Origin of the sequence: Parapedobacter sp. 2B3, from assembly GCF_041925275.1 — a bacterium.
GTDB classification, from domain to species: Bacteria; Bacteroidota; Bacteroidia; order Sphingobacteriales; family Sphingobacteriaceae; genus Parapedobacter; species Parapedobacter pyrenivorans_A.
In genome coordinates this window covers 20727-39792 of record NZ_JBHEUZ010000020.1, presented here as the reverse complement: position 1 = coordinate 39792, position 19066 = coordinate 20727, and the positions used below count along the sequence as shown (strand labels likewise).

Here is a 19066-nt window from a genome sequence, read left to right as displayed (position 1 = left end):
GGATGGGTATCCACGAGGTCGCGGATGGGGTAACCGCCAAGGCGCTTGCCTGGTGGTACCGCCTTACGGATGGCAACAAAGCAGCCATCCTACAGGTCAAGGCTGCGCAGTTGACCTACCTCAACACCCGCGACCTGCTCAATCTGTATGAGGTGGCCCGGAAGGTGGAAGAGGCGCAGGTAACCGGCCTATTTATCGAAGCAGGCTGCGCCCTTGGTGGATCGGCCATCGCTTTGGGCAAAGCAAAGGCCCCTCAACGCGAGTTCCGCCTATACGATGCTTTCGGGATGATCCCGCCACCGTCAGACAAGGATGATGCCGATGTCCATGCCCGGTATGAAGAAATCAAAAGCGGCAAATCAAAGGGAATCGGCCGCAACACGTATTATGGATATACCGAAAACCTACAGGAAGTGGTGGCAACCAATCTAACAAAACACGGCTTGCCTCCCAAAAAAAACAACATCAAGCTCATCAAAGGCTATTTCGAAGATACCCTATACATTACCCAGCCGGTGGCGTTGGCTCACATCGATTGCGATTGGTACGCCTCGGTAATGAGCTGCCTGCTCCAGATCGAACCCCACCTTTCTCCGGGTGGTAAACTTATATTCGACGATTATTACGATTGGTCGGGCTGCCGCAATGCGGTAGACGAGTATTTCAATGATAAAAAAGGGTACACCTTTAACAAGGTGGGCCGGAAGCTCCACGTAACCAAAACAGCGGGCTAGGGTCTCCCTGCCTTTGGAGATTGCTCTTTTTGTTTGTCCAGCAGTTTATTCAACTGGTTCATAAGGGCACTATCCACCACATGCTCACCTGTTATGCGGTCTGTTTGGACAATAAAACTGCCGGGACCCACTTGGTAAGCATTCGGTATGGGCACGCAATTGTCCCCCCGGTAAGCATTCGGCATGGCTACGGCGTAATCCCTGCGGTACCCGTTGGGCATCGGATAGGTGTCAAATACCCGATCGCCGCGTTTTGGTTTGGAGTCCGACAGAACAGAATCGATAACGGTCCGCCTTTCAGGCTTCATCATACGCAAGGCTCCGGTACCCCCGTCATGCTGGGCAAACCCCACTACGGGCAAACAAAAAAAAGCAACTAAAAAATTATAGCACCTATTCATAACCCAAGCAGATTGGTACACCCAAAAGTAGCGAAAATAACAGAACGCCAACTGACACACGGTGTTAAAATTTGTTAAAAGCTACTGTTTGCCTTACAGCTTATGTATTTTTGTAGGGAATGAAGCACAAAAAGAGTATTGGATTAATCATCGGTCTGATGACAGTCGCCCTTTTGGGGGTGGTGTCTATGCAGTACTTTTTTATCCGCCAGTCGTATGCATTGAAGGCCCAGCTTTTTGACGAGTCTGTGAAAGCGGCGCTCAATGCGGTTGCCTCCAAAGCCGAAAAGCGGGAAGTGATGCAGCTTGCTGCCGCCCAACGTAAGAACAAAGAAAAGCTGGAGCGCGAACAACGCAAACTCGAAGAACAGCTCCGCTTAAAAACGGAGATCGAAAGATTGCACCAAAAGCAGGCAGAACTACATCTGGCATTTCTTCAGCAGGAAGAGGAACTTAACAAACAATTCCCGATCGTTATCCCTATTGAAAATAACGATTTCTATGAAACGTATATCAATAATCCGCAATATCAACACCTCGTGTCGGTCAGCTATCAATCAAACATTGTGATTGACAATGGCTTCCAACGGAATGATAATTCCATAGGGCTTTCCGCTGCCCGTCAAGTGCCGACGGTCAAAGCCAAGGATGACAGCGTGCGGTACTTTATCCCGATAGGGCCCGACGCGTTCAACACAACGAGCATAAAATATGCGATAAAAGCGTTCGCCCCCCGACAGGACCTCAAGATGAGTCGCGAGATTGCCCGCAAGGAGCAGGAGCTACAGCTGTTGCAAGCGAGCACGTTGATGGATACCATTGCTATCTTAAGTGGCAAAAACCCGATGATAGTAAAGGGTTTTGAGGCGGAAATGGAGTTATATAAGCGCCCGTTGAGCGAGCGGATCAACGTGGCTTATATCAAATCGGAGCTGGAGAAAGAGCTTAAGAACAGGGCGATCCATTCGCCGTTCGACCTCGTCATCAAGGATAGGAGCACCACGCTATATGCGTCGTTCGCCAACTTCTCAGAAACAGAAGAACCCAACCCACAAAGCCTATACACCACCGAATTGTTCCGGGCAGATAACGAGCGTTCGTCTGGCCGCTTGGCCATATATTTTCCCAACAAGGACCATGTATTGATGGGAAACATGACGGTGATGCTGTTTTCTTCGGCGACCCTGTTGCTGGTATTGATCGGATCCTTTACGTATACCATCTTTACCATGCTCCGGCAGAAGAAAATATCGGAGATGAAAACAGATTTCATCAACAACATGACGCACGAGTTTAAAACGCCGGTAGCCACCATCATGATCGCCAGCGAATCGCTCAAGGATGCCGACATCGCTGCCGACCAGCAACGTGCCTCCCGCTTGGCCAACATTATCTACGATGAAAACGTCCGGTTGGGCAATCACATTGAACGCGTGCTCAATATCGCTCGCCTCGAGAAAGATAACCTGAAGCTGGAACATCGCCCTGTAGACATGAACGATCTTGCCCAAGCGGTGGTGGATAGCATGGAGCTGCAACTGCTTAAACACGAAGCCAAGGTTAGCATGCACCTCGATGCCACCGATGCTGTCGTATCGGGCGATGAGTTGCACCTTTCTAACGTATTGTTCAATTTGTTGGACAACGCCATAAAATACAGCGCTGAAAACCCCGACATCACCATCAGAACAAAAAACAGCAGTAAGCAAATCCACATCACCGTGGCCGATAAGGGCATTGGGATGAACCGGGACCAGCTCTCGAAGATTTTCGATCAATTTTACCGCATCCCAACCGGAAACCGCCATGACGTGAAAGGCTTTGGCCTTGGACTCAGCTACGTGAACGATATCGTTAAACGGTTGGGTGGCAAAGTACATGTACGTAGCGAAAAAGACAAAGGAACTTCATTTGAAATCACGTTACCGCTCGAACGATAGGGAGACCAACCACTATGCAAAAGATTCTATTGGCAGAAGACGACCCGAACCTGGGCGATATTCTGAAAGACTATTTAGAGCTGAAAGGCAAATTTGACGTTGTCCTATGCAAGGACGGTGACGAAGCACTGCGCCAGTTCAATAAAGAGCCATTTGACCTCTGTATACTCGATGTGATGATGCCCCGCAAGGATGGTTTCACGTTGGGCAAGGAAATCCGCAAGACCAACGCGGACATCCCCATCATCTTTGCCACCGCCAAAGGAATGATGGAAGATAAAACCGAAGCGTTCGGACTGGGCGGCGACGACTACATCACCAAGCCTTTCCGTGTGGAGGAGCTGTTACTACGTATCCATGCGTTGCTTAAACGGGCATCGCGAGAAAAACAGGAAGAGGCGTACGCCGACCAATTCGAGATCGGCAAATACCACTTTGACTATGTGGCCCAGCAGATCAGCTACAACGGGCAACAGCAAAAACTATCAACCAAAGAAGCGGAGCTGCTCCGCCTGCTTTGTATCAAGAAAAACGATGTGCTCACACGCGAGGAAGCCCTACTGAAAATCTGGCACGACGACAACTACTTCAATGGCCGCAGCATGGACGTGTTCCTCAGCAAGCTACGCAAATACCTGCGCGATGACCCAAAGGTCGAGATCGTGAATGTGCATGGCAAGGGATATAAGTTGTTGGTGAGTTGATTTTCCCCCTATAAGTTCCCCGGCGCAAGAATGCATAGATCCGTTTAAATCTGCTCAATCCGTGTCATCCCCGTTCCACAATTAATATTTTTGCGTATTTCAATCTTAATCCCGATATTAGCGGCCGCTTATGGAGAAAGGCAGAGGGAATGGACCCTGTGAAGCCTTAGCAACCTGTCGGCAGACAAGGTGCTAAATTCTACTCCCGCCTCGGTGGGGGAAAAATAAGCAGACACAACTCACCCTTGTGCCCTCTCCCGAAAGCATCCAGTAAGAAAAGACTCCTCTTGTCCGCAAATGGAAGGATGTCGCTGTATTGTACATTAATTTATTCAAACAATATCATGTTAAAAACCAACAACTTGGGTTACCCGCGTATCGGTGCCCTTCGGGAGCTGAAAAAGGCCAACGAAGCCTACTGGGCAAAGAAAATCAGCCAACAGGAACTGCTGGGGGCCGCGCGCGCCATTCGCGAAGAAAATTGGAAAACCCAACGGGAGGCAGGCATCGCCCTTATCCCTTCCAACGATTTTTCGTTCTATGACCAGGTGCTCGACCTTACACTTACCGTCGGCGCCATCCCAACCCGCTACAAGGGTTTCGCAGTGGAAGGTGCTTCTTCTTATAACCTCGATTTATATTTCGCCATGGCCCGTGGCTTCCAGCAAGACGGACTCGATGTAACCGCCATGGAAATGACCAAGTGGTTCGATACCAACTACCACTACATCGTGCCCGAGTTCGTGAAAGACCAGCAGTTCCGCCTCACTTCCGAGAAGGTGGTCAACGAATTCAACGAAGCCAAGCAATTGGGTATCGACACCAAGCCCGTATTAATCGGTCCCATCACCTACCTGCTGCTGGGCAAGGAGAAAGAAGCCGGTTTCGACCGGATCGACCTCATCGACCGCCTGTTGCCCGTTTATGAAGAAATCCTGGGCAAACTGGCGCAAGCCGGAGCTGAGTGGATACAGCTTGACGAACCTTTCCTCGCATTGGACATCGACGATAAAACCCGCGCGCTTTACCAAACTGTTTACAACCGCCTCGCCGCTGCTGCAAAAGGCACCAAACTCGTGGTTGCCACTTACTTCGAGTCGCTGCGTGAAAATGCACAGACCGCATTGAATTTACCCGTACAGGCCCTGCACATCGACCTCGTACGCGGCGAAAACCAGCTTGACGAATTATTGAGCAGCGTTCCTTCCGGCCTTACCCTGTCGCTCGGCGTAGTGGATGGCCGCAACATCTGGAAAAATGACTACGAAACTTCCCTCAAAAAGATTGGACGGGCCGTTGACGCGCTGGGTGCCGACCGCGTATGGGTTGCCCCGTCCAGCTCGTTGCTGCACGTTCCGTTCGATCTTGATTTGGAAGACAATGAACAATCGCTTCCTGCGGAAGTAAAAAACTGGCTCGCCTTTGCCAAACAAAAACTTACGGAAGTAACCGATTTGGCTGCGTTAGCCACTGGCGATGCTAATAGTGCCATTACGGCACGCTTTGAGGCTAACCAAGCCGCACAGCAAAGCCGCCGTACCTCTTCACTCATCCACCGCGACGACGTGAAGACCCGCGTGAAGAACATTACGGATGACGACGCTACACGTACCAGCCCGTTTGCCGACCGTAAAGCCACGCAACAGGCAAAGTTCAACTTACCCGCCTTTGCCACCACGACCATCGGCTCGTTCCCGCAAACCCGGGACGTGCGCAAATGGCGCGCTGACCTCAAAAAAGGTGCGATTACACAAGAAGAGTACGACAAGCTCATCGCTGAAGAAACCGAGCGGACCATCCGCCTACAAGAAGACCTGGACATCGATGTGCTGGTACACGGCGAGTTTGAGCGCAACGACATGGTAGAGTACTTCGGCGAGCAGCTGTCAGGCTATGCCTTCACCAAAAACGGCTGGGTACAATCCTACGGTTCACGCTGCGTGAAGCCTCCCGTCATCTACGGTGATGTCTCACGCCCGAACGACATGACCGTCTATTGGTCGGCCTACGCACAAACCCTCACCAACCGCCCCGTAAAAGGGATGCTTACCGGCCCGGTGACCATTCTGCAATGGTCGTTTGTGCGCAATGACCAGCCACGGTCGGAAACCACCTACCAAATTGCCTTAGCTATTTTGGACGAGGTGCAAGCATTGGAAAAAGCAGGTATCAAAATCATCCAGATCGATGAGCCCGCTATCCGCGAAGGCTTGCCGCTGCGCAAGGCCGACCACAAGGCATACCTCGACTGGGCCGTGCGTGCCTTCCGTGTGTCTTCGTCAAACGTAGCAGATGATACGCAGATACACACCCACATGTGCTATTCTGAGTTTAACGACATCATCGAGCACATTGCTGCCATGGATGCAGACGTGATCACCATCGAGACATCGCGCTCACAGATGGAGCTACTCGATGCCTTTGCAGACTTCAACTACCCGAATGATATCGGACCCGGTGTTTACGACATCCACTCACCGCGCGTACCGAGCAAAGAGGAGATGGTCAAATTGCTTGAAAAGGCGAAGGCCGTTATCCCTGCCGAGCAACTTTGGGTTAATCCCGATTGCGGTCTGAAAACCCGCGCGTGGCCGGAAACAAAGGCTGCGCTGGAAGCCATGGTCGAAGCAGCGAAGACACTACGCGGCGTAGCCGAAGCGGTGTAACCAACCGCTCATTCCATACGATTCAAGCCCCGTTGCCCTCCGGTAGCGGGGCTTTTTGATGCAGTGGAGCTTGCCACACTATCTTGTGGATATTGGGGAATATGGGTATCAATGCAGCTCTAATGTTTTTATATTTTAGTGCAAAGGGTAGCTAGCAATACGTCTTATCGTTCCTTTCACAGCGGTCGCAAAACGCTTCTCCAAACCAGGTTCAATTTTAAGGTCTTTCATTGGCCTTCAGACCACCGTACAGTGGTAGTTGAATTGGAATTGCATCGGGTACGCGACCCAGGGCGTTGACCGATTACCGGCAAAAGCCTACCTTTGCCCCATGCGGTTTGATATTATCACGGTATTGCCGGGTCTGCTGGAAAGCCCCTTTATGCACTCCATTCTGCAACGCGCCCAGACAAAGGGGCTGTGCGAGATAGTGGTACATAGCCTGCGCGACTATGCCGACAACAAGCACCGGAGTGTGGACGACTACCCCTATGGCGGTGGGAGCGGAATGGTGATGCAGGTGGAACCATTTGCGAAATGCATCGAAAAGCTGCAAGCGGAGCGACCCTACGACGAGGTGATTTTCATGACGCCGGATGGCAAAACCCTCAACCAGTCCCTTGCCAACAACCTATCCACCAAAGGTAACCTCATCATCCTTTGCGGACACTACAAGGGGATCGACCAGCGCATCCGCGATATCTTCGTGACCTGTGAGATTTCCATCGGCGACTACGTGCTTTCAGGCGGGGAGTTGCCTGCCGCCGTGCTGGTGGATGCCGTGGCGCGGCTGCTGCCCGGCGTGCTTTCTGACGAGACATCGGCACTGTCCGATTCGTTCCAGGGAGGGCTGCTGGATGCGCCGATTTATACCCGGCCGGCCGATTGGCGGGGCCACAAAGTACCCGATGTACTGCTCAGTGGCAATGAAGCCGCCATAAACCGATGGCGCGACGAACAGGCACTCGCCCGTACCGAAGCCCGGCGACCGGACTTACTCGACGATTGAAGCAAACAGCTAAAAGGCAAATACCCTCAAAATAAAATTTGTTTCGTCAATTTTTTTTATATTTTTGCCCCGTATGATTATGAATAAGTTCCACATCGGATTATGGTGGTGGCACGGCGAAAATAGCGTCGGGTCTGAAGGAACGGTAATATATTCCTGATCAGCCAAGGCTTTAGAATATTCGGCCCGACGTTTTGAAGAATCCGTCGGGTTTTTTTGTGTGATTAAGTTAATGGATAAATATGGCATACCGATTTAAAACGGTTTACAAACAGTTGCTGGCGGATACGACGACGCCGGTGAGTACGTACCTGCGGCTACGCGATGTGTTTCCGAACAGCCTGCTGCTGGAAAGCTCCGACTACCACAGCCGCGAAAACAACATGAGCTACATCTGCTGCCAACCGATCGGGGGCATCAAGCTGGACCGCGATACGCTCGAAATCCAATACCCGGGGCTCCCTGCAACACGGAAACCGGCGGCGGAAATCAACCTCCGGGAAGAGGTGTCGGCCTTTAGAAGTGCTTTCGTCGATAGTGGGAGAGACCAATTCAACTTCATTTCCAACGGCCTTTTTGGTTTCTTCACGTTCGATACCGTGACCCACTTCGAAGATATCCAATTGGAAACCCCTCCAGACCCCCAACGCGATATTCCCTTTATGCAATATCACATCTATCGCTATGTGATCGCGATAGACCACTTCCGCAACCAGCTCTATATTTTTGAACATCAGCTGGAAGATGATGGCAGTCCGTCGGGACTTGAAAAAATCCAGTACCTCATCCAAAACAAAAATTTCCCGGAGTATCATTTCTCGCTCAATGGCGAGGAAGCGTCCAATATGGACGATGCAGACTTCAGGACCCTGGTGGAAAAGATGAAAACCCATATTTTCCGTGGCGACGTTTTCCAGATCGTACCTTCGCGGGGGTTCTCCCGTCCATTTCTCGGCGACGAGTTCAACGTGTACCGCACGCTGCGTTCCATCAACCCCTCGCCATACTTGTTTTATTTCGACTACGGCGACTTCAAGCTTTTCGGTTCGTCGCCCGAGGCCCAGCTGACCATCCGCAACCGGGAGGCGACCATTTATCCCATTGCGGGCACCTTCAAGCGGAGCGGCAATCAGCAACAGGACGAAAAAATAGCAGAAGCACTAAAGGAAGATCCCAAGGAGAATGCAGAGCACGTGATGCTCGTGGATCTGGCGCGAAACGACCTGAGCCGGCACTGTGAAGATGTACACGTAAAAACCTACAAAGAAGCGCAATATTATTCGCACATCATCCACTTGGTGTCGAAGGTTTGCGGAACGTTGCGCGATGGCGTGAACTCGTTCGACGTGGTGGGCGATACCTTCCCAGCGGGAACACTCAGTGGTGCGCCCAAACATATGGCCATGCAACTCATCGATCGTTACGAAAATCAACAGCGCAGCTTCTACAGCGGCGCCATCGGCTATATGGGTTTCAATGACGACTTCAACCACGCCATCATGATCCGCTCGTTCCTGAGCCGGAACAACACGCTGCATTACCAAGCCGGGGCGGGTATCGTGGCCGATTCCGACCCCGAAAAAGAACTTCAGGAAGTAAACAACAAAATTGCCGCACTGCGTAAAGCACTGGAGCTGGCACAGGAAATTTGATAATAAAACGATGAGCAGTTTGCAAAATCAATCACCGCGGATATTGGTGATCGACAATTATGATTCATTCACATTCAACCTGGTGCACCTGCTGCATGAGTGCGGGCACGATGCCACCGTGTGGCGGAATGACAAATTTGCACTGGAAGAGGTGGCCGCATTCGACAAAATCTTGTTGTCGCCAGGGCCGGGTATCCCCAGTGAGGCCGGGTTGTTGCTGGATGTCATCCGCCTATATGGGCCAACGAAAAGCATACTTGGCATCTGCTTGGGCCAACAGGCCATAGCCGAGGTATATGGCGGCACCCTATACAACCTAAGTAAGCCCGTACACGGCACGGCTACACCGTTGCTCATCAAGGTTGACGACGAACCTATTTTCAACGGCCTCCCGCGGTCCTTCCCCGTAGGCCGATACCATTCGTGGGCGGTGGCCCACGAGGGGTTTCCCGATGTACTGCGCATCACCGCCGAAGATGAACGGGGCGTAATCATGGCGCTGGCACACAAAACGCTCGACGTAAAAGGGCTGCAGTTCCACCCCGAATCGGTACTTACACAGCATGGGAAAGCGATGATAGCCAACTGGGTGCTACCAACCATTGAAGATCCATCGATGACCACCAACCACCCATCACAGATTACTGAACAATGACCATTTTAGATAAAATAATTGCCCATAAAAAAGTGGAGGTAGAGCGTGCAAAAACAAACGTTCCCTTTAACGAACTGGAAAAAAAGCCACTCTTTACACGTTCGTGCCTCTCTTTGCCCGACGCTGTGCACGATTCCAGAAAAAATGGTATCATTGCCGAATACAAGCGGGCATCACCCTCAAAAGGTATCATAAATGACCGCGTGCCGGTCGCCACCGTCGTAGGTGGCTACCAGGATGCCGGTGTGTCTGCCGTATCTGTGTTAACCGACAATCCTTTTTTCAACGGCAGCCTCGGTGACTTGGACGCCGCCCGCGCCGTGTTAAACATACCCTTGCTCCGTAAGGAGTTTATCATCGATGAGTACCAGATATTGGAAGCGAAGGCCCACGGTGCGGATATCATCCTGCTAATTGCGGCTGTACTGGACGCGGAGCAGGTTAAGGCCTTGTCGGAATCCGCAAAATCCCTTGGGCTCAATGTATTGCTGGAAGTGCACAACCGCGAGGAGTTGGATCGCACAATGATGGACAGCGTGGATGCCATTGGCGTAAACAACCGAAACCTGAATGACTTCTCCGTCTCGCTCGACCATTCATTGGAATTGGTGGGGTTGATTCCCGAAAGGTTCATCAAGGTTTCAGAAAGCGGCATCAGTAACCCAGCCACGATCCGCCAGCTGCGCGGCGTCGGCTTCGAAGGGTTTCTCATCGGTGAAAATTTTATGAAGACTGCCGACCCAGCAAGCGCCATAAAGGAATTTGTAAAAGAAATTTAGATTCCCTTCCAGAGCCGATAATACACGGATATATCCGGATATATCCGTGTATTATACGGCTATCTCTTTTTGAAGCCCCATCTTTGACGTGTCGATGGCCCAATAATGCCGTCGGTCGTTAATCGATTGTTTCACTTATTATCTTCAAGCATTATGGCTTCATTAAAAAACAGCGTTAGGCTAACCGGGTTTCTAGGGAAGAACCCGGAACTGAAAACACTCAACGAAAACACAAGCCTGGCGCGGGTATCGCTGGCAACCAATGAGCGGTACCGTAACGAGCAGGGCGAATGGGCCACCAACACACAATGGCATACCCTCGTGTTCTGGGGGCGCCAGGCGGCGTTCGCCGGAAAAGCATTGACCAAAGGTTCGGAAATTGCCATTGAAGGCAAGCTGGTAAACCGCCAATATGTCGATAATGATGGCGTAACCCGGCATGTGACCGAAGTAAACGTGAAAGAGGTGCTGCAACTCAGCCGCAAACCGGAGTAAATATCGCTTGATGGGGTGTTCGTTCCGTGCTTCGCACACCCCGTTTTGCTCGTTGTGATGCAATTGACTTTTGCCTGCTTTTTGTTTAGCTTTGCGGCAATCGTTAACTGCACACACTTAACTATGGTAAAAAACACCACCCTTACTGATGTACACATAGGCCTGGGGGCCAAAATGGTTCCCTTCGCAGGCTTTAATATGCCGGTCCAGTATTCCGGCATCAATGATGAACACGAGACCGTCCGCAAAGGGGTCGGGGTGTTCGACGTGAGCCACATGGGCGAATTTATCCTGAAAGGTGATGGGGCACTGGACTTGATACAAAAAATCAGTGCCAACGACGCTTCCCGCCTAACGGATGGAAAGGTTCAATATGCCTATATACCGAACGAAACCGGTGGAGTGATCGATGACTTCCTCGTATACCGGATTGACGATAGGACCTACTTCCTTGTCGTAAACGCTTCAAATATCCAGAAAGACTGGGATTGGATCTCCAAATACAACACGTCTGGTGTAACCATGAAAAATATTTCTGATGAAACCTCGTTGTTTGCGGTACAGGGGCCGAAATCGGCAGAGGTACTGGGCAGCCTCACCGACATAGACCTGGCAACCATGAGCTATTACACTTTCGCAAAAGGCTCTTTCGCCGGGGTAGACAATGTACTGGTGTCAGCCACAGGTTATACCGGGGCAGGTGGATTTGAGGTATATGTAGCCAATAAAGACGCAAAAAAAGTTTGGGATGCCATTTTCGAGGCGGGCGCGCCCTATGGTATCAAGCCTATCGGCTTAGGAGCACGTGATACGCTACGGCTGGAGATGGGATTTTGCCTCTATGGCAACGACATCGACGATACGACCTCGCCCTTGGAGGCTGGACTGGGATGGGTTACCAAATTCACAAAGGACTTCGTCAATGCCGATGGGTTGAAAAAGCAGAAGGAAGCCGGATTGAAAAACAAACTGGTGGGGTTCGAAGTGATTGACCGTGGAATACCGAGGCAGGGATACGACATAGTGGACGGGAGCGACAATATCATCGGCCGCGTCACTTCGGGCACGCAGTCCCCCACGCTCAAGAAATCCATCGGCCTGGGATATGTCTCCATTGACCATGCCAAAGAAGGAACCGAGCTATACATCGCCATACGCAACAACCTGGTGAAAGCTGTGGTTGTAAAACCCCCATTTGTAAAGTAATTCCATCGGATGACTCCCAAAAATGTGAATGTTTGCCTAAGCCCTGCTTTATTGCCGTACTATGAACTGGATGACACCACAGCCGTCGTAATTGATGTCTTCAGAGCGTCATCTTCCGTCTGTTACGGACTGGCCAACGGCGCACAAGCTATTATCCCTGTCGCTGAAATCGACGAATGCTTAGCCTATCGCGGCAATGGACACCTATTGGCAGCCGAGCGTGATGGACAGGTAGTGGAGGGGTTTGATTTCGGCAACTCCCCCTTTTCGTACACGCCGGAGAAAGTGGCTGGGAAAACAATTGTACTGACCACCACAAATGGAACCCGAGCCATCCAGCAATGCAAAAAAGCAAAAACGGTGGTTATGGGCTCTTTCCTGAATATCAGTGTACTTGCAGATTGGCTAAAAGGCCAGGACGGCCACGTACTATTGGTCTGTGCGGGGTGGAAAAACCACATGAGCTTGGAAGATACGGTTTTTGCAGGTGCGGTGGCAAACCGGCTGGCAGCTCCTGGGATAGCGTTGGATGACGCCGCCCTTGCAGCCCAACGCCTCTACCTCGACGCCCGGGAAAACGTCGCGGCCTTCCTGGCAGAAGCCTCCCATGGCAAACGAATGAAACACCTCCACATTGAACAGGATATAGCGTTCTGCTTGCAGGAAGACGCTGTTGCGACAATACCCGTGTTGAAAAACGGCGAGCTGGTTCGCCTACACGAATACTCGCCTGCGGTACAGTAAGGTCACTTATCCTTGGTGAACTGCCGCACTTGCTTCAACAGCCGGTATTTCAGCCAGCATAGTATAGCCAAAATCACCACGGTGATGGCTAGTATGGAGTAATCTGCGGAACTATAAGCTGCCCAAACCGCTAATCCCATCAAAATCAATGCGATATTGAGAAAGACGTTATACAGGAAATATTTCGTCATCGGCTGGTGAATACGCGTCGGAAATCAATATACTTCCATGTCGGGGTCCAGCTCATCGCGCCATGCCAATATGCCGCCCTCCAGGTTATACAGGTTATCGAACCCTTCCCTTTCAAGTAGCATGATGGCTTGGGCGCTCCGCTTGCCGCTACGGCAGTGGATGATTACCGGCTTGTCCCGTGATATTTTATCTTGTTCAAGGACCACTTCTGCCAACGGAATATGCTCCCCATTAATATTTGACGTTTCGTATTCAAATTCCTCCCGTACGTCAATCAACTGAAAATCTTCGTTATTATCAATTTTCGACTTGAGCTCTTCAACTGTGATCTCTTTCATAAACTTGTCCATTTTTGTACTCAAATATAGCGGTTATCCGCCAACTTGAGGTAGGATAATATGGAAAATTGCCTACATTTGACTGTAAATATAACGACGACACAATGTTTAAACGGTTAGGATACGGAGTTTTGGCAGGTTGCTTATTCATGGCGGGATGTGCTACCCGCCAATCACAGCAACAAGTAGTTGACACCAACGAGGTGAAACGGATCCTACACACGCTTGCGGCAGACGATATGCACGGGCGGGCCGTGTTTACTCCCGGCGTGGAGCTTGCCGCCGATTTCATCGCTTCGGAATTTAGCAAGATTGGACTGGCGCCCTATACCGATGAGCCCAACTTCAGGCAGACATTCGGGGTTGTCCAGATCCGCCCCGCCACATGGGAGGTAACGTTCGATGGCGTGGAAATACCAAAAGACCACATCATTGTATCGAGCAATAGTCCCGGAGTGAATTGGAATACCGACCCCGGGGTTTCGCTGATCCAGATCCGGCGGGGAGATGATTTTGCACAACGTTTCCGGGATGCCTCGACTGGTGGCAAAGACGCGATCGTAGTGATCGATACCAGTTTTGCCAACCTATTTAACCGATACCGCGGCTTCTTGATGCGCGAGCGGGTCAACCAGAACCCATCGGCTGTCCCGACGCCTTCAATCGTGTATGTGCTGGCCAACGATACCCCTACATCATTCCGCGTGGCCTTTACCAATACCATCGAAGAGCAGCCCCTGTTCAACGTCGTGGGAATGCTTCCGGGAAAATCCAAACCAAACGAATATGTGATTTTCTCCGCACATTACGACCATATCGGTATCCTGGACCCGGTAGACCGCGATTCAATCGCCAACGGAGCAGATGATGATGCCTCTGGTGTATCGGCCGTCATCAGCTTGGCCAACTATTACCAGAAACGCAACGACAACGCGCGTACGTTACTGTTCGTCGCTTTCACGGCCGAAGAAATCGGCCTCGTGGGGTCGAAGTATTTTTCTACGCAAGTCAATGCCGACGACGTGGTTGCCATGATCAACATCGAGATGATCGGTAAAGATGCCCGTTTTGGTCCCAACTCGCTATATGTAACGGGCTATGATCAATCCAATTTGGCAAAAATCATGCAAAAGAACGTAGAAAACAGCGATTTCACATTCCACCCCGACCCATACCCAACCCAAAACCTATTCTATCGAAGCGACAACGCTTCTTTGGCGGCGGTGGGCGTTCCCGCCCATACCTTTGCTACCGTGCAGATAGACCAGGACCACTACTACCATACCGTGAAGGATGAAGTGGAAACCTTATCAATCGGCAACATCGTGTCGTCTATCCAAGCGATTGCATTGGGGGCAACAAGTATCGTCTCGGGGGATGACACACCGACCAGGGTTCCCAAATTGGAACGATAGGTACCAAACTTTTTGCGATTGGCTGCGTTATCATAATAAAAGCAGGTGGTCGAAACCAAGCTGAAGTGCTCGCTTGTGTGTTGCATCGGTCGGTAGGCCTAAAGCAATGCATATAAAAATCTAGTAACGTGCGCAAAACCATCATCGTTTCCAATCGGTTACCTATAAAAATCGTCGAGGATGGCGATGGCTATGCATTGCTGCCCAGTGAAGGTGGGCTGGCAACGGGTTTAACCTCCATCCATGCACAGGGTGAGAATGCATGGGTGGGCTGGCCGGGCATCATCCTCAATGATACCGAACAGAAAGCTTATTTCAGCGCCCTGCTGAAAGAGAAACGCTTGACCCCCATTTTCCTAGACGATGAAGAGGTCAGGGGGTTTTACGAAGGGTTCTCTAACGAAGTGCTCTGGCCCATTTTCCACTACATGCCCAATTACGCCCTGTACGACTTGGAAAACTGGCAGATATACGTTCGGGTAAACGAAAAGTTCCGCGATTTGGTACTGGAAATCGCCGAACCAGACGACACCATCTGGGTGCATGACTACCAGTTGCTATTACTTCCGGGTTTGCTCCGGAAAGCACTGCCCGATGCTTCCATTGGCTTCTTCCAACATATCCCGTTCCCTTCACAGGAACTTTTCCGGCTCATTCCGTGGCGCCGGGAATTGTTGGAAGGGATGCTGGGTGCGGATTTACTGGGCTTCCATACATTTGATGATGTACGGCATTTTATCAGCTCAGCCACCCGCCTTACTGCCACCAACAACAATGCCAACAGGCTGGAGGAGGATGGGCGTACGATCGTAGTGGAACCTTTTCCCATGGGTATAGACAGCCACCGGTTTTCGGCGCTGTCATCGGAAGAAAAGGTATTGAAGCGCGTGGCCGAACTAAAATCAAACTTCGAAACCCAGAAAATCATCTTGTCCATCGACCGACTGGATTACAGCAAAGGGATCTTGCAACGACTCGAAGCTTTTGAATTGTTCCTAGCCGAAAACCCGGTCTTCCATAAGCAGGTGACCCTATACATGGTGGTAGTACCCTCGCGGGATACCGTGCCCCAATACCGCGAACTTAAAGACCAGATAGACCGGCTGGTGGGCCATATCAACGCGCAATATGGTTCTTTTGACTGGTATCCCGTGGCCTATTTCTATCACGGTTATCCCGTGGAAGAGATATCGGCATTGTATAACGTGGCAGACGTCTGCCTGGTAACTCCCATGCGGGATGGAATGAACCTGGTAAGTAAAGAGTATATTGCCAGCCGCAACGACCACACCGGCGTGCTTATTCTCAGTGAAATGGCCGGAGCTGCCAATGAGCTTATCGATGCATTGATCGTGAATCCAAACAACGTACACGATATCCGAAATGCGCTTCTGGCGGCATTGAACATGCCGTCGACCGAAGTCAATAAACGCATGAAAGCCATGCGCCAAATCGTATTCAAATTTACTGTACAACATTGGGCAACGTTATTTATGAATAGACTGGAAGAAATAAAAGCTGTACAATCCAACACCCGGGCCCGACTAGTCGGCACAGCCATCGAAAACCAAATCATTGCCCGCTATAAAGAAGCTGCAAGCAGGCTGCTATTGCTAGACTACGATGGCACCCTGGTAGGCTTTCAGGCCGACATAGACAAGGCATCGCCCGACGATGAGCTTTACCGGGTACTCGATACGCTGGAAGCCGGCATCAACAACCATTTGGTCATCATTAGCGGCCGAAAGCACAGCACCTTGGAAAAATGGTTCCAAAACAAGCCTTACAGCCTTATAGCCGAGCATGGTGTTTGGACCAAAGAGCCGAACACGGAATGGCGTCTTAAAAGCGGCCTATCCAACACGTGGAAGGAAGAAGTGGGTACTTTCATGGAATCGTATGCAGACCGGACACCCGGTGCATTCGTGGAAGAAAAAAGTTTCTCACTCGCATGGCATTACCGCAAGGTACAGCGTGATTTGGGAGCTCTTCGGGCACATGAACTTATTGAAGGCTTACGCGACTACTCGGCATCCTACGGATTACAACTGCTCGATGGCGACAAAGTGGTAGAAATACGGAGTGCCGAGGTCAACAAGGGCCGGGCGACGCTGGATATCCTCCACGAAAACCGGTATGATTTCATCCTCTCGATCGGAGATGACCGCACCGACGAAGATACGTTCCATGTATTACCCCGGGAGGCATTCACCATCAAAGTGGGGACGGAAGTGTCGGCCGCAAGGTTTTACCTGAAACACCAGCGCGATGCGCGGGTATTGCTTCAAAAGCTTGCCGCTGAAACACCCTCGGCCACTACCCCATGAAAATCGGGCGGTCCAGCTTCATAGAAATGCGATAGGCCGCGTTCATAAGTCCAACATGGCTGTATGCCTGGGGGAAATTGCCCCATTGGCTTCCGTCAGACTCATCCACATCCTCACTGAATAACATGAGGTGGTTGGCATAGGTAAGTAGCTTCTCGAATGTCGCAATCGCCTCATCTACCCGGCCTACGCATGCCAACGCCTCAACGTGCCAAAATGCACAGATAAGGAATGTAGACTTCGGTTTGCCGAAGTCGTCCGAATGCAAGTAGCGGTAAAAAAGGCCCTCGGGGGTTTTAAGCTCCTTTTCGAGCGCCGCAAGGTGGTTACGTGCCCGCTCAGATGCCGGGTCGAGGTAATGCATCATGATCAGTTGCAGCGTACTTGCATCCAAATGCGGACTCCCCACCGCGTTGGTATACACCAGGCGCTCTGCATCGTAACACGACTCGATATAGTGTGCGGCGCGCTTCATCAGGGCCTCCGCCCGGCCCATCAATTGGGAGTCGCCAATGACCTTTCCGATTTTATGTGCCGCGGAACTCCCCGCCCACTGGAAAAGGTTGGTATAACAATGATGGTTGGCAAAATTCCGGAATTCCCATATACCGGCATCTTTTTCATCGATGGTTTTCTCTATTTTTTTCAAGATATAGTCAACCCAGCGTCCTGCATCGGAGCGTTCCTTGAAAACGAAACGGTAGTCTGTATACAGCGGCAGTAGCGCAATCATCGCTTGGCCGTATACATCGTTCTGGATATGTTCATATGCTTGGTTGCCAATCCGCACCGGCTTGTTGCCCTGGTACCCTTCCAGACCGTCAAGTATCCGCTCGGTCAGTTCGGCCTGTCCGTTTATTCCGTAAAGCGGCTGGAGGCGACCGGTATCGGCATGGGTGATATTTGTAATGTAATTTGCATAAAGCTCCATCTCTTCAAATTGGCCGATATGATTCAATGCCGTGATTACATAATAGCTATCTCGCAACCAGCAGAAACGGTAGTCCCAATTCCGGCCGCTCCCGGGATATTCCGGCAAACCGGTGGTACCCGCCGCAACAATAGCACCCGTATCTTCGTATTGGTGGATTTTTAATGCCAAGGCCGAACGGATAACGGCCTCTTGATAAAAAACAGAAATCGTAGCGTGTTTTATCCACGTGCGCCAGTAATTCGTGGTTTCCCGGAGAAAGTGCTCAACGGTACGTTCCAACGGCGCTTCAAGCGGCTGACCATAGGTGAGGGCCAGGTACTTGGTCTCCCCCAACACGATGGCTTCCTCGCCGAAAAAGTGGCTTATCGGCACATTCGTCGTCAACCGCATCTGCTCAATACCATTGCTGAACTCAACGTGGTTGCTTCCCCTGAATTTTTCGAATGTCTGGCCGCCATAAGAACCTACCGGCTCACAGGCGATACGGATCCGTGGGCGGCCCGATAACGGCTCCACTTTCCGGATGAGCATCAAGGGCTTGAAATAACGCTCGTACTGCCTGAAACGGGGAGCAAAATCCGTAATACGGTACGTGCCATCCGCGGTTGTTATCTCCGTGCGGAGCACGTTGGTATTCTCCACGTAATACTGCTTGCTTGTAAAGTCGCCTACCGGTTGTATGGAAAACCGCCCCCCTTTCCTGGGGTCCAATAACCCCCCGAAAATAAACGAGCTGTCAAAAGAGGGCCAACACAACCAAGATACATTGCTGTCTTGCTGGATGTGGGCGAGGTAACTGCAATTCCCGATAACTCCACTATGATAAACATGTCGATTTCCCATATTGTCATGTTATTCGTATTCCAAGAAAACGG

17 protein-coding genes and 1 riboswitch are annotated in these 19066 nt (G+C 51.0%); of the genes, 13 read left to right on the top strand and 4 right to left on the bottom strand.

The features are described from left to right. Positions 1-2: 2 nt before the first annotated feature. Entirely contained in the window at positions 3-734 is a 732-nt protein-coding gene (locus tag ACEVG1_RS18215) for a TylF/MycF/NovP-related O-methyltransferase (RefSeq protein ID WP_374745160.1), read from the top strand. On the opposite strand, the gene ACEVG1_RS18210 is transcribed toward ACEVG1_RS18215, so the two are convergent. Continuing rightward, entirely contained in the window at positions 731-1135 is a 405-nt protein-coding gene (locus tag ACEVG1_RS18210; protein WP_374745159.1) for a hypothetical protein, read from the bottom strand. The genes ACEVG1_RS18215 and ACEVG1_RS18210 overlap by 4 nt on opposite strands. Before the next feature lie 158 nt (positions 1136-1293). On the opposite strand from ACEVG1_RS18210, the gene ACEVG1_RS18205 reads away from it, so the two are divergent. The 10 genes from ACEVG1_RS18205 (at position 1294) to ACEVG1_RS18160 (ending at position 12985) form a co-directional block, all read left to right on the top strand. Beyond that, entirely contained in the window at positions 1294-3075 is a 1782-nt protein-coding gene (locus ACEVG1_RS18205; protein ID WP_374745158.1) for an ATP-binding protein, read from the top strand. Between the two features lie 14 nt (positions 3076-3089). After that, positions 3090-3779 (top strand): response regulator transcription factor, encoded by a 690-nt coding sequence (locus ACEVG1_RS18200; protein ID WP_374745157.1) that lies wholly within the window; start codon positions 3090-3092, stop codon positions 3777-3779. A gap of 125 nt (positions 3780-3904) precedes the next feature. Continuing rightward, a riboswitch (SAM riboswitch) is annotated at positions 3905-4010 on the top strand. A gap of 113 nt (positions 4011-4123) precedes the next feature. After that, the gene (gene metE, locus ACEVG1_RS18195) at positions 4124-6445 is read left to right on the top strand and encodes a 5-methyltetrahydropteroyltriglutamate--homocysteine S-methyltransferase (protein WP_374745156.1); all 2322 of its coding nucleotides are present in this window, start codon (positions 4124-4126) and stop codon (positions 6443-6445) included. 331 nt (positions 6446-6776) lie between these two features. Further along, on the top strand, positions 6777-7454 hold the full coding sequence (gene trmD, locus ACEVG1_RS18190; RefSeq protein ID WP_374745155.1) for a tRNA (guanosine(37)-N1)-methyltransferase TrmD: 678 nt from the start codon (positions 6777-6779) through the stop codon (positions 7452-7454). Positions 7455-7696: 242 nt separating this feature from the next. After that, on the top strand, positions 7697-9106 hold the full coding sequence (locus ACEVG1_RS18185; protein WP_374745154.1) for an anthranilate synthase component I family protein: 1410 nt from the start codon (positions 7697-7699) through the stop codon (positions 9104-9106). Between the two features lie 10 nt (positions 9107-9116). Further along, positions 9117-9761 (top strand): aminodeoxychorismate/anthranilate synthase component II, encoded by a 645-nt coding sequence (locus tag ACEVG1_RS18180; protein WP_374745153.1) that lies wholly within the window; start codon positions 9117-9119, stop codon positions 9759-9761. Further along, positions 9758-10540, top strand: a complete 783-nt coding sequence (trpC, locus tag ACEVG1_RS18175) for an indole-3-glycerol phosphate synthase TrpC (protein WP_374745152.1) — start codon at positions 9758-9760, stop codon at positions 10538-10540. The genes ACEVG1_RS18180 and trpC overlap by 4 nt, the downstream gene beginning before the upstream one ends. A 153-nt stretch (positions 10541-10693) precedes the next feature. Continuing rightward, the gene (locus ACEVG1_RS18170) at positions 10694-11035 is read left to right on the top strand and encodes a single-stranded DNA-binding protein (RefSeq protein ID WP_374745151.1); all 342 of its coding nucleotides are present in this window, start codon (positions 10694-10696) and stop codon (positions 11033-11035) included. Between the two features lie 123 nt (positions 11036-11158). After that, a complete protein-coding gene (gcvT, locus tag ACEVG1_RS18165) occupies positions 11159-12241 on the top strand; it encodes a glycine cleavage system aminomethyltransferase GcvT (protein WP_374745150.1) in 1083 nt (360 codons plus the stop codon). A gap of 9 nt (positions 12242-12250) precedes the next feature. Beyond that, the gene (locus ACEVG1_RS18160; protein WP_374745149.1) at positions 12251-12985 is read left to right on the top strand and encodes a 2-phosphosulfolactate phosphatase; all 735 of its coding nucleotides are present in this window, start codon (positions 12251-12253) and stop codon (positions 12983-12985) included. A gap of 2 nt (positions 12986-12987) precedes the next feature. On the opposite strand, the gene ACEVG1_RS18155 is transcribed toward ACEVG1_RS18160, so the two are convergent. Together ACEVG1_RS18155 and ACEVG1_RS18150 are read right to left on the bottom strand one after the other, a co-directional pair. After that, positions 12988-13176: a DUF6358 family protein gene (locus ACEVG1_RS18155; protein WP_374745148.1), complete on the bottom strand. Its 189-nt coding sequence runs from the start codon at positions 13174-13176 to the stop codon at positions 12988-12990. Between the two features lie 24 nt (positions 13177-13200). Further along, positions 13201-13515 carry a rhodanese-like domain-containing protein gene (locus ACEVG1_RS18150; protein ID WP_374745147.1) on the bottom strand — a complete coding sequence of 105 codons (315 nt, stop codon included), beginning with the start codon at positions 13513-13515 and terminating at the stop codon, positions 13201-13203. Between the two features lie 104 nt (positions 13516-13619). On the opposite strand from ACEVG1_RS18150, the gene ACEVG1_RS18145 reads away from it, so the two are divergent. Together ACEVG1_RS18145 and ACEVG1_RS18140 are read left to right on the top strand one after the other, a co-directional pair. Further along, positions 13620-14930: a M28 family peptidase gene (locus ACEVG1_RS18145; RefSeq protein ID WP_374745146.1), complete on the top strand. Its 1311-nt coding sequence runs from the start codon at positions 13620-13622 to the stop codon at positions 14928-14930. Positions 14931-15058: 128 nt separating this feature from the next. Next, on the top strand, positions 15059-17257 hold the full coding sequence (locus ACEVG1_RS18140; protein ID WP_374745145.1) for a bifunctional alpha,alpha-trehalose-phosphate synthase (UDP-forming)/trehalose-phosphatase: 2199 nt from the start codon (positions 15059-15061) through the stop codon (positions 17255-17257). Here ACEVG1_RS18140 and ACEVG1_RS18135 read toward each other — a convergent pair. Next, positions 17247-19034: a glycoside hydrolase family 15 protein gene (locus ACEVG1_RS18135; protein WP_374745144.1), complete on the bottom strand. Its 1788-nt coding sequence runs from the start codon at positions 19032-19034 to the stop codon at positions 17247-17249. The two genes, ACEVG1_RS18140 and ACEVG1_RS18135, sit on opposite strands and share 11 nt — an antisense overlap. Positions 19035-19066 lie beyond the last annotated feature (32 nt).

Excerpts from the sequence above, each read along its gene's own strand:
- ACEVG1_RS18185 (WP_374745154.1), top strand. The coding sequence starts at position 7,697 with ATGGCATACCGATTTAAAACGGTTTACAAACAGTTGCTGGCGGATACG.
- metE (WP_374745156.1), top strand. The coding sequence starts at position 4,124 with ATGTTAAAAACCAACAACTTGGGTTACCCGCGTATCGGTGCCCTTCGG.
- trmD (WP_374745155.1), top strand. The coding sequence starts at position 6,777 with ATGCGGTTTGATATTATCACGGTATTGCCGGGTCTGCTGGAAAGCCCC.
- ACEVG1_RS18200 (WP_374745157.1), top strand. The coding sequence starts at position 3,090 with ATGCAAAAGATTCTATTGGCAGAAGACGACCCGAACCTGGGCGATATT.
- ACEVG1_RS18205 (WP_374745158.1), top strand. The coding sequence starts at position 1,294 with ATGACAGTCGCCCTTTTGGGGGTGGTGTCTATGCAGTACTTTTTTATC.
- gcvT (WP_374745150.1), top strand. The coding sequence starts at position 11,159 with ATGGTAAAAAACACCACCCTTACTGATGTACACATAGGCCTGGGGGCC.
- ACEVG1_RS18155 (WP_374745148.1), bottom strand. The coding sequence starts at position 13,176 with ATGACGAAATATTTCCTGTATAACGTCTTTCTCAATATCGCATTGATT.
- ACEVG1_RS18170 (WP_374745151.1), top strand. The coding sequence starts at position 10,694 with ATGGCTTCATTAAAAAACAGCGTTAGGCTAACCGGGTTTCTAGGGAAG.
- ACEVG1_RS18160 (WP_374745149.1), top strand. The coding sequence starts at position 12,251 with ATGACTCCCAAAAATGTGAATGTTTGCCTAAGCCCTGCTTTATTGCCG.
- ACEVG1_RS18215 (WP_374745160.1), top strand. The coding sequence starts at position 3 with ATGGGTATCCACGAGGTCGCGGATGGGGTAACCGCCAAGGCGCTTGCC.
- ACEVG1_RS18150 (WP_374745147.1), bottom strand. The coding sequence starts at position 13,515 with ATGAAAGAGATCACAGTTGAAGAGCTCAAGTCGAAAATTGATAATAAC.
- ACEVG1_RS18210 (WP_374745159.1), bottom strand. The coding sequence starts at position 1,135 with ATGAATAGGTGCTATAATTTTTTAGTTGCTTTTTTTTGTTTGCCCGTA.
- ACEVG1_RS18135 (WP_374745144.1), bottom strand. The coding sequence starts at position 19,034 with ATGGGAAATCGACATGTTTATCATAGTGGAGTTATCGGGAATTGCAGT.
- ACEVG1_RS18145 (WP_374745146.1), top strand. The coding sequence starts at position 13,620 with ATGTTTAAACGGTTAGGATACGGAGTTTTGGCAGGTTGCTTATTCATG.
- ACEVG1_RS18180 (WP_374745153.1), top strand. The coding sequence starts at position 9,117 with ATGAGCAGTTTGCAAAATCAATCACCGCGGATATTGGTGATCGACAAT.
- trpC (WP_374745152.1), top strand. The coding sequence starts at position 9,758 with ATGACCATTTTAGATAAAATAATTGCCCATAAAAAAGTGGAGGTAGAG.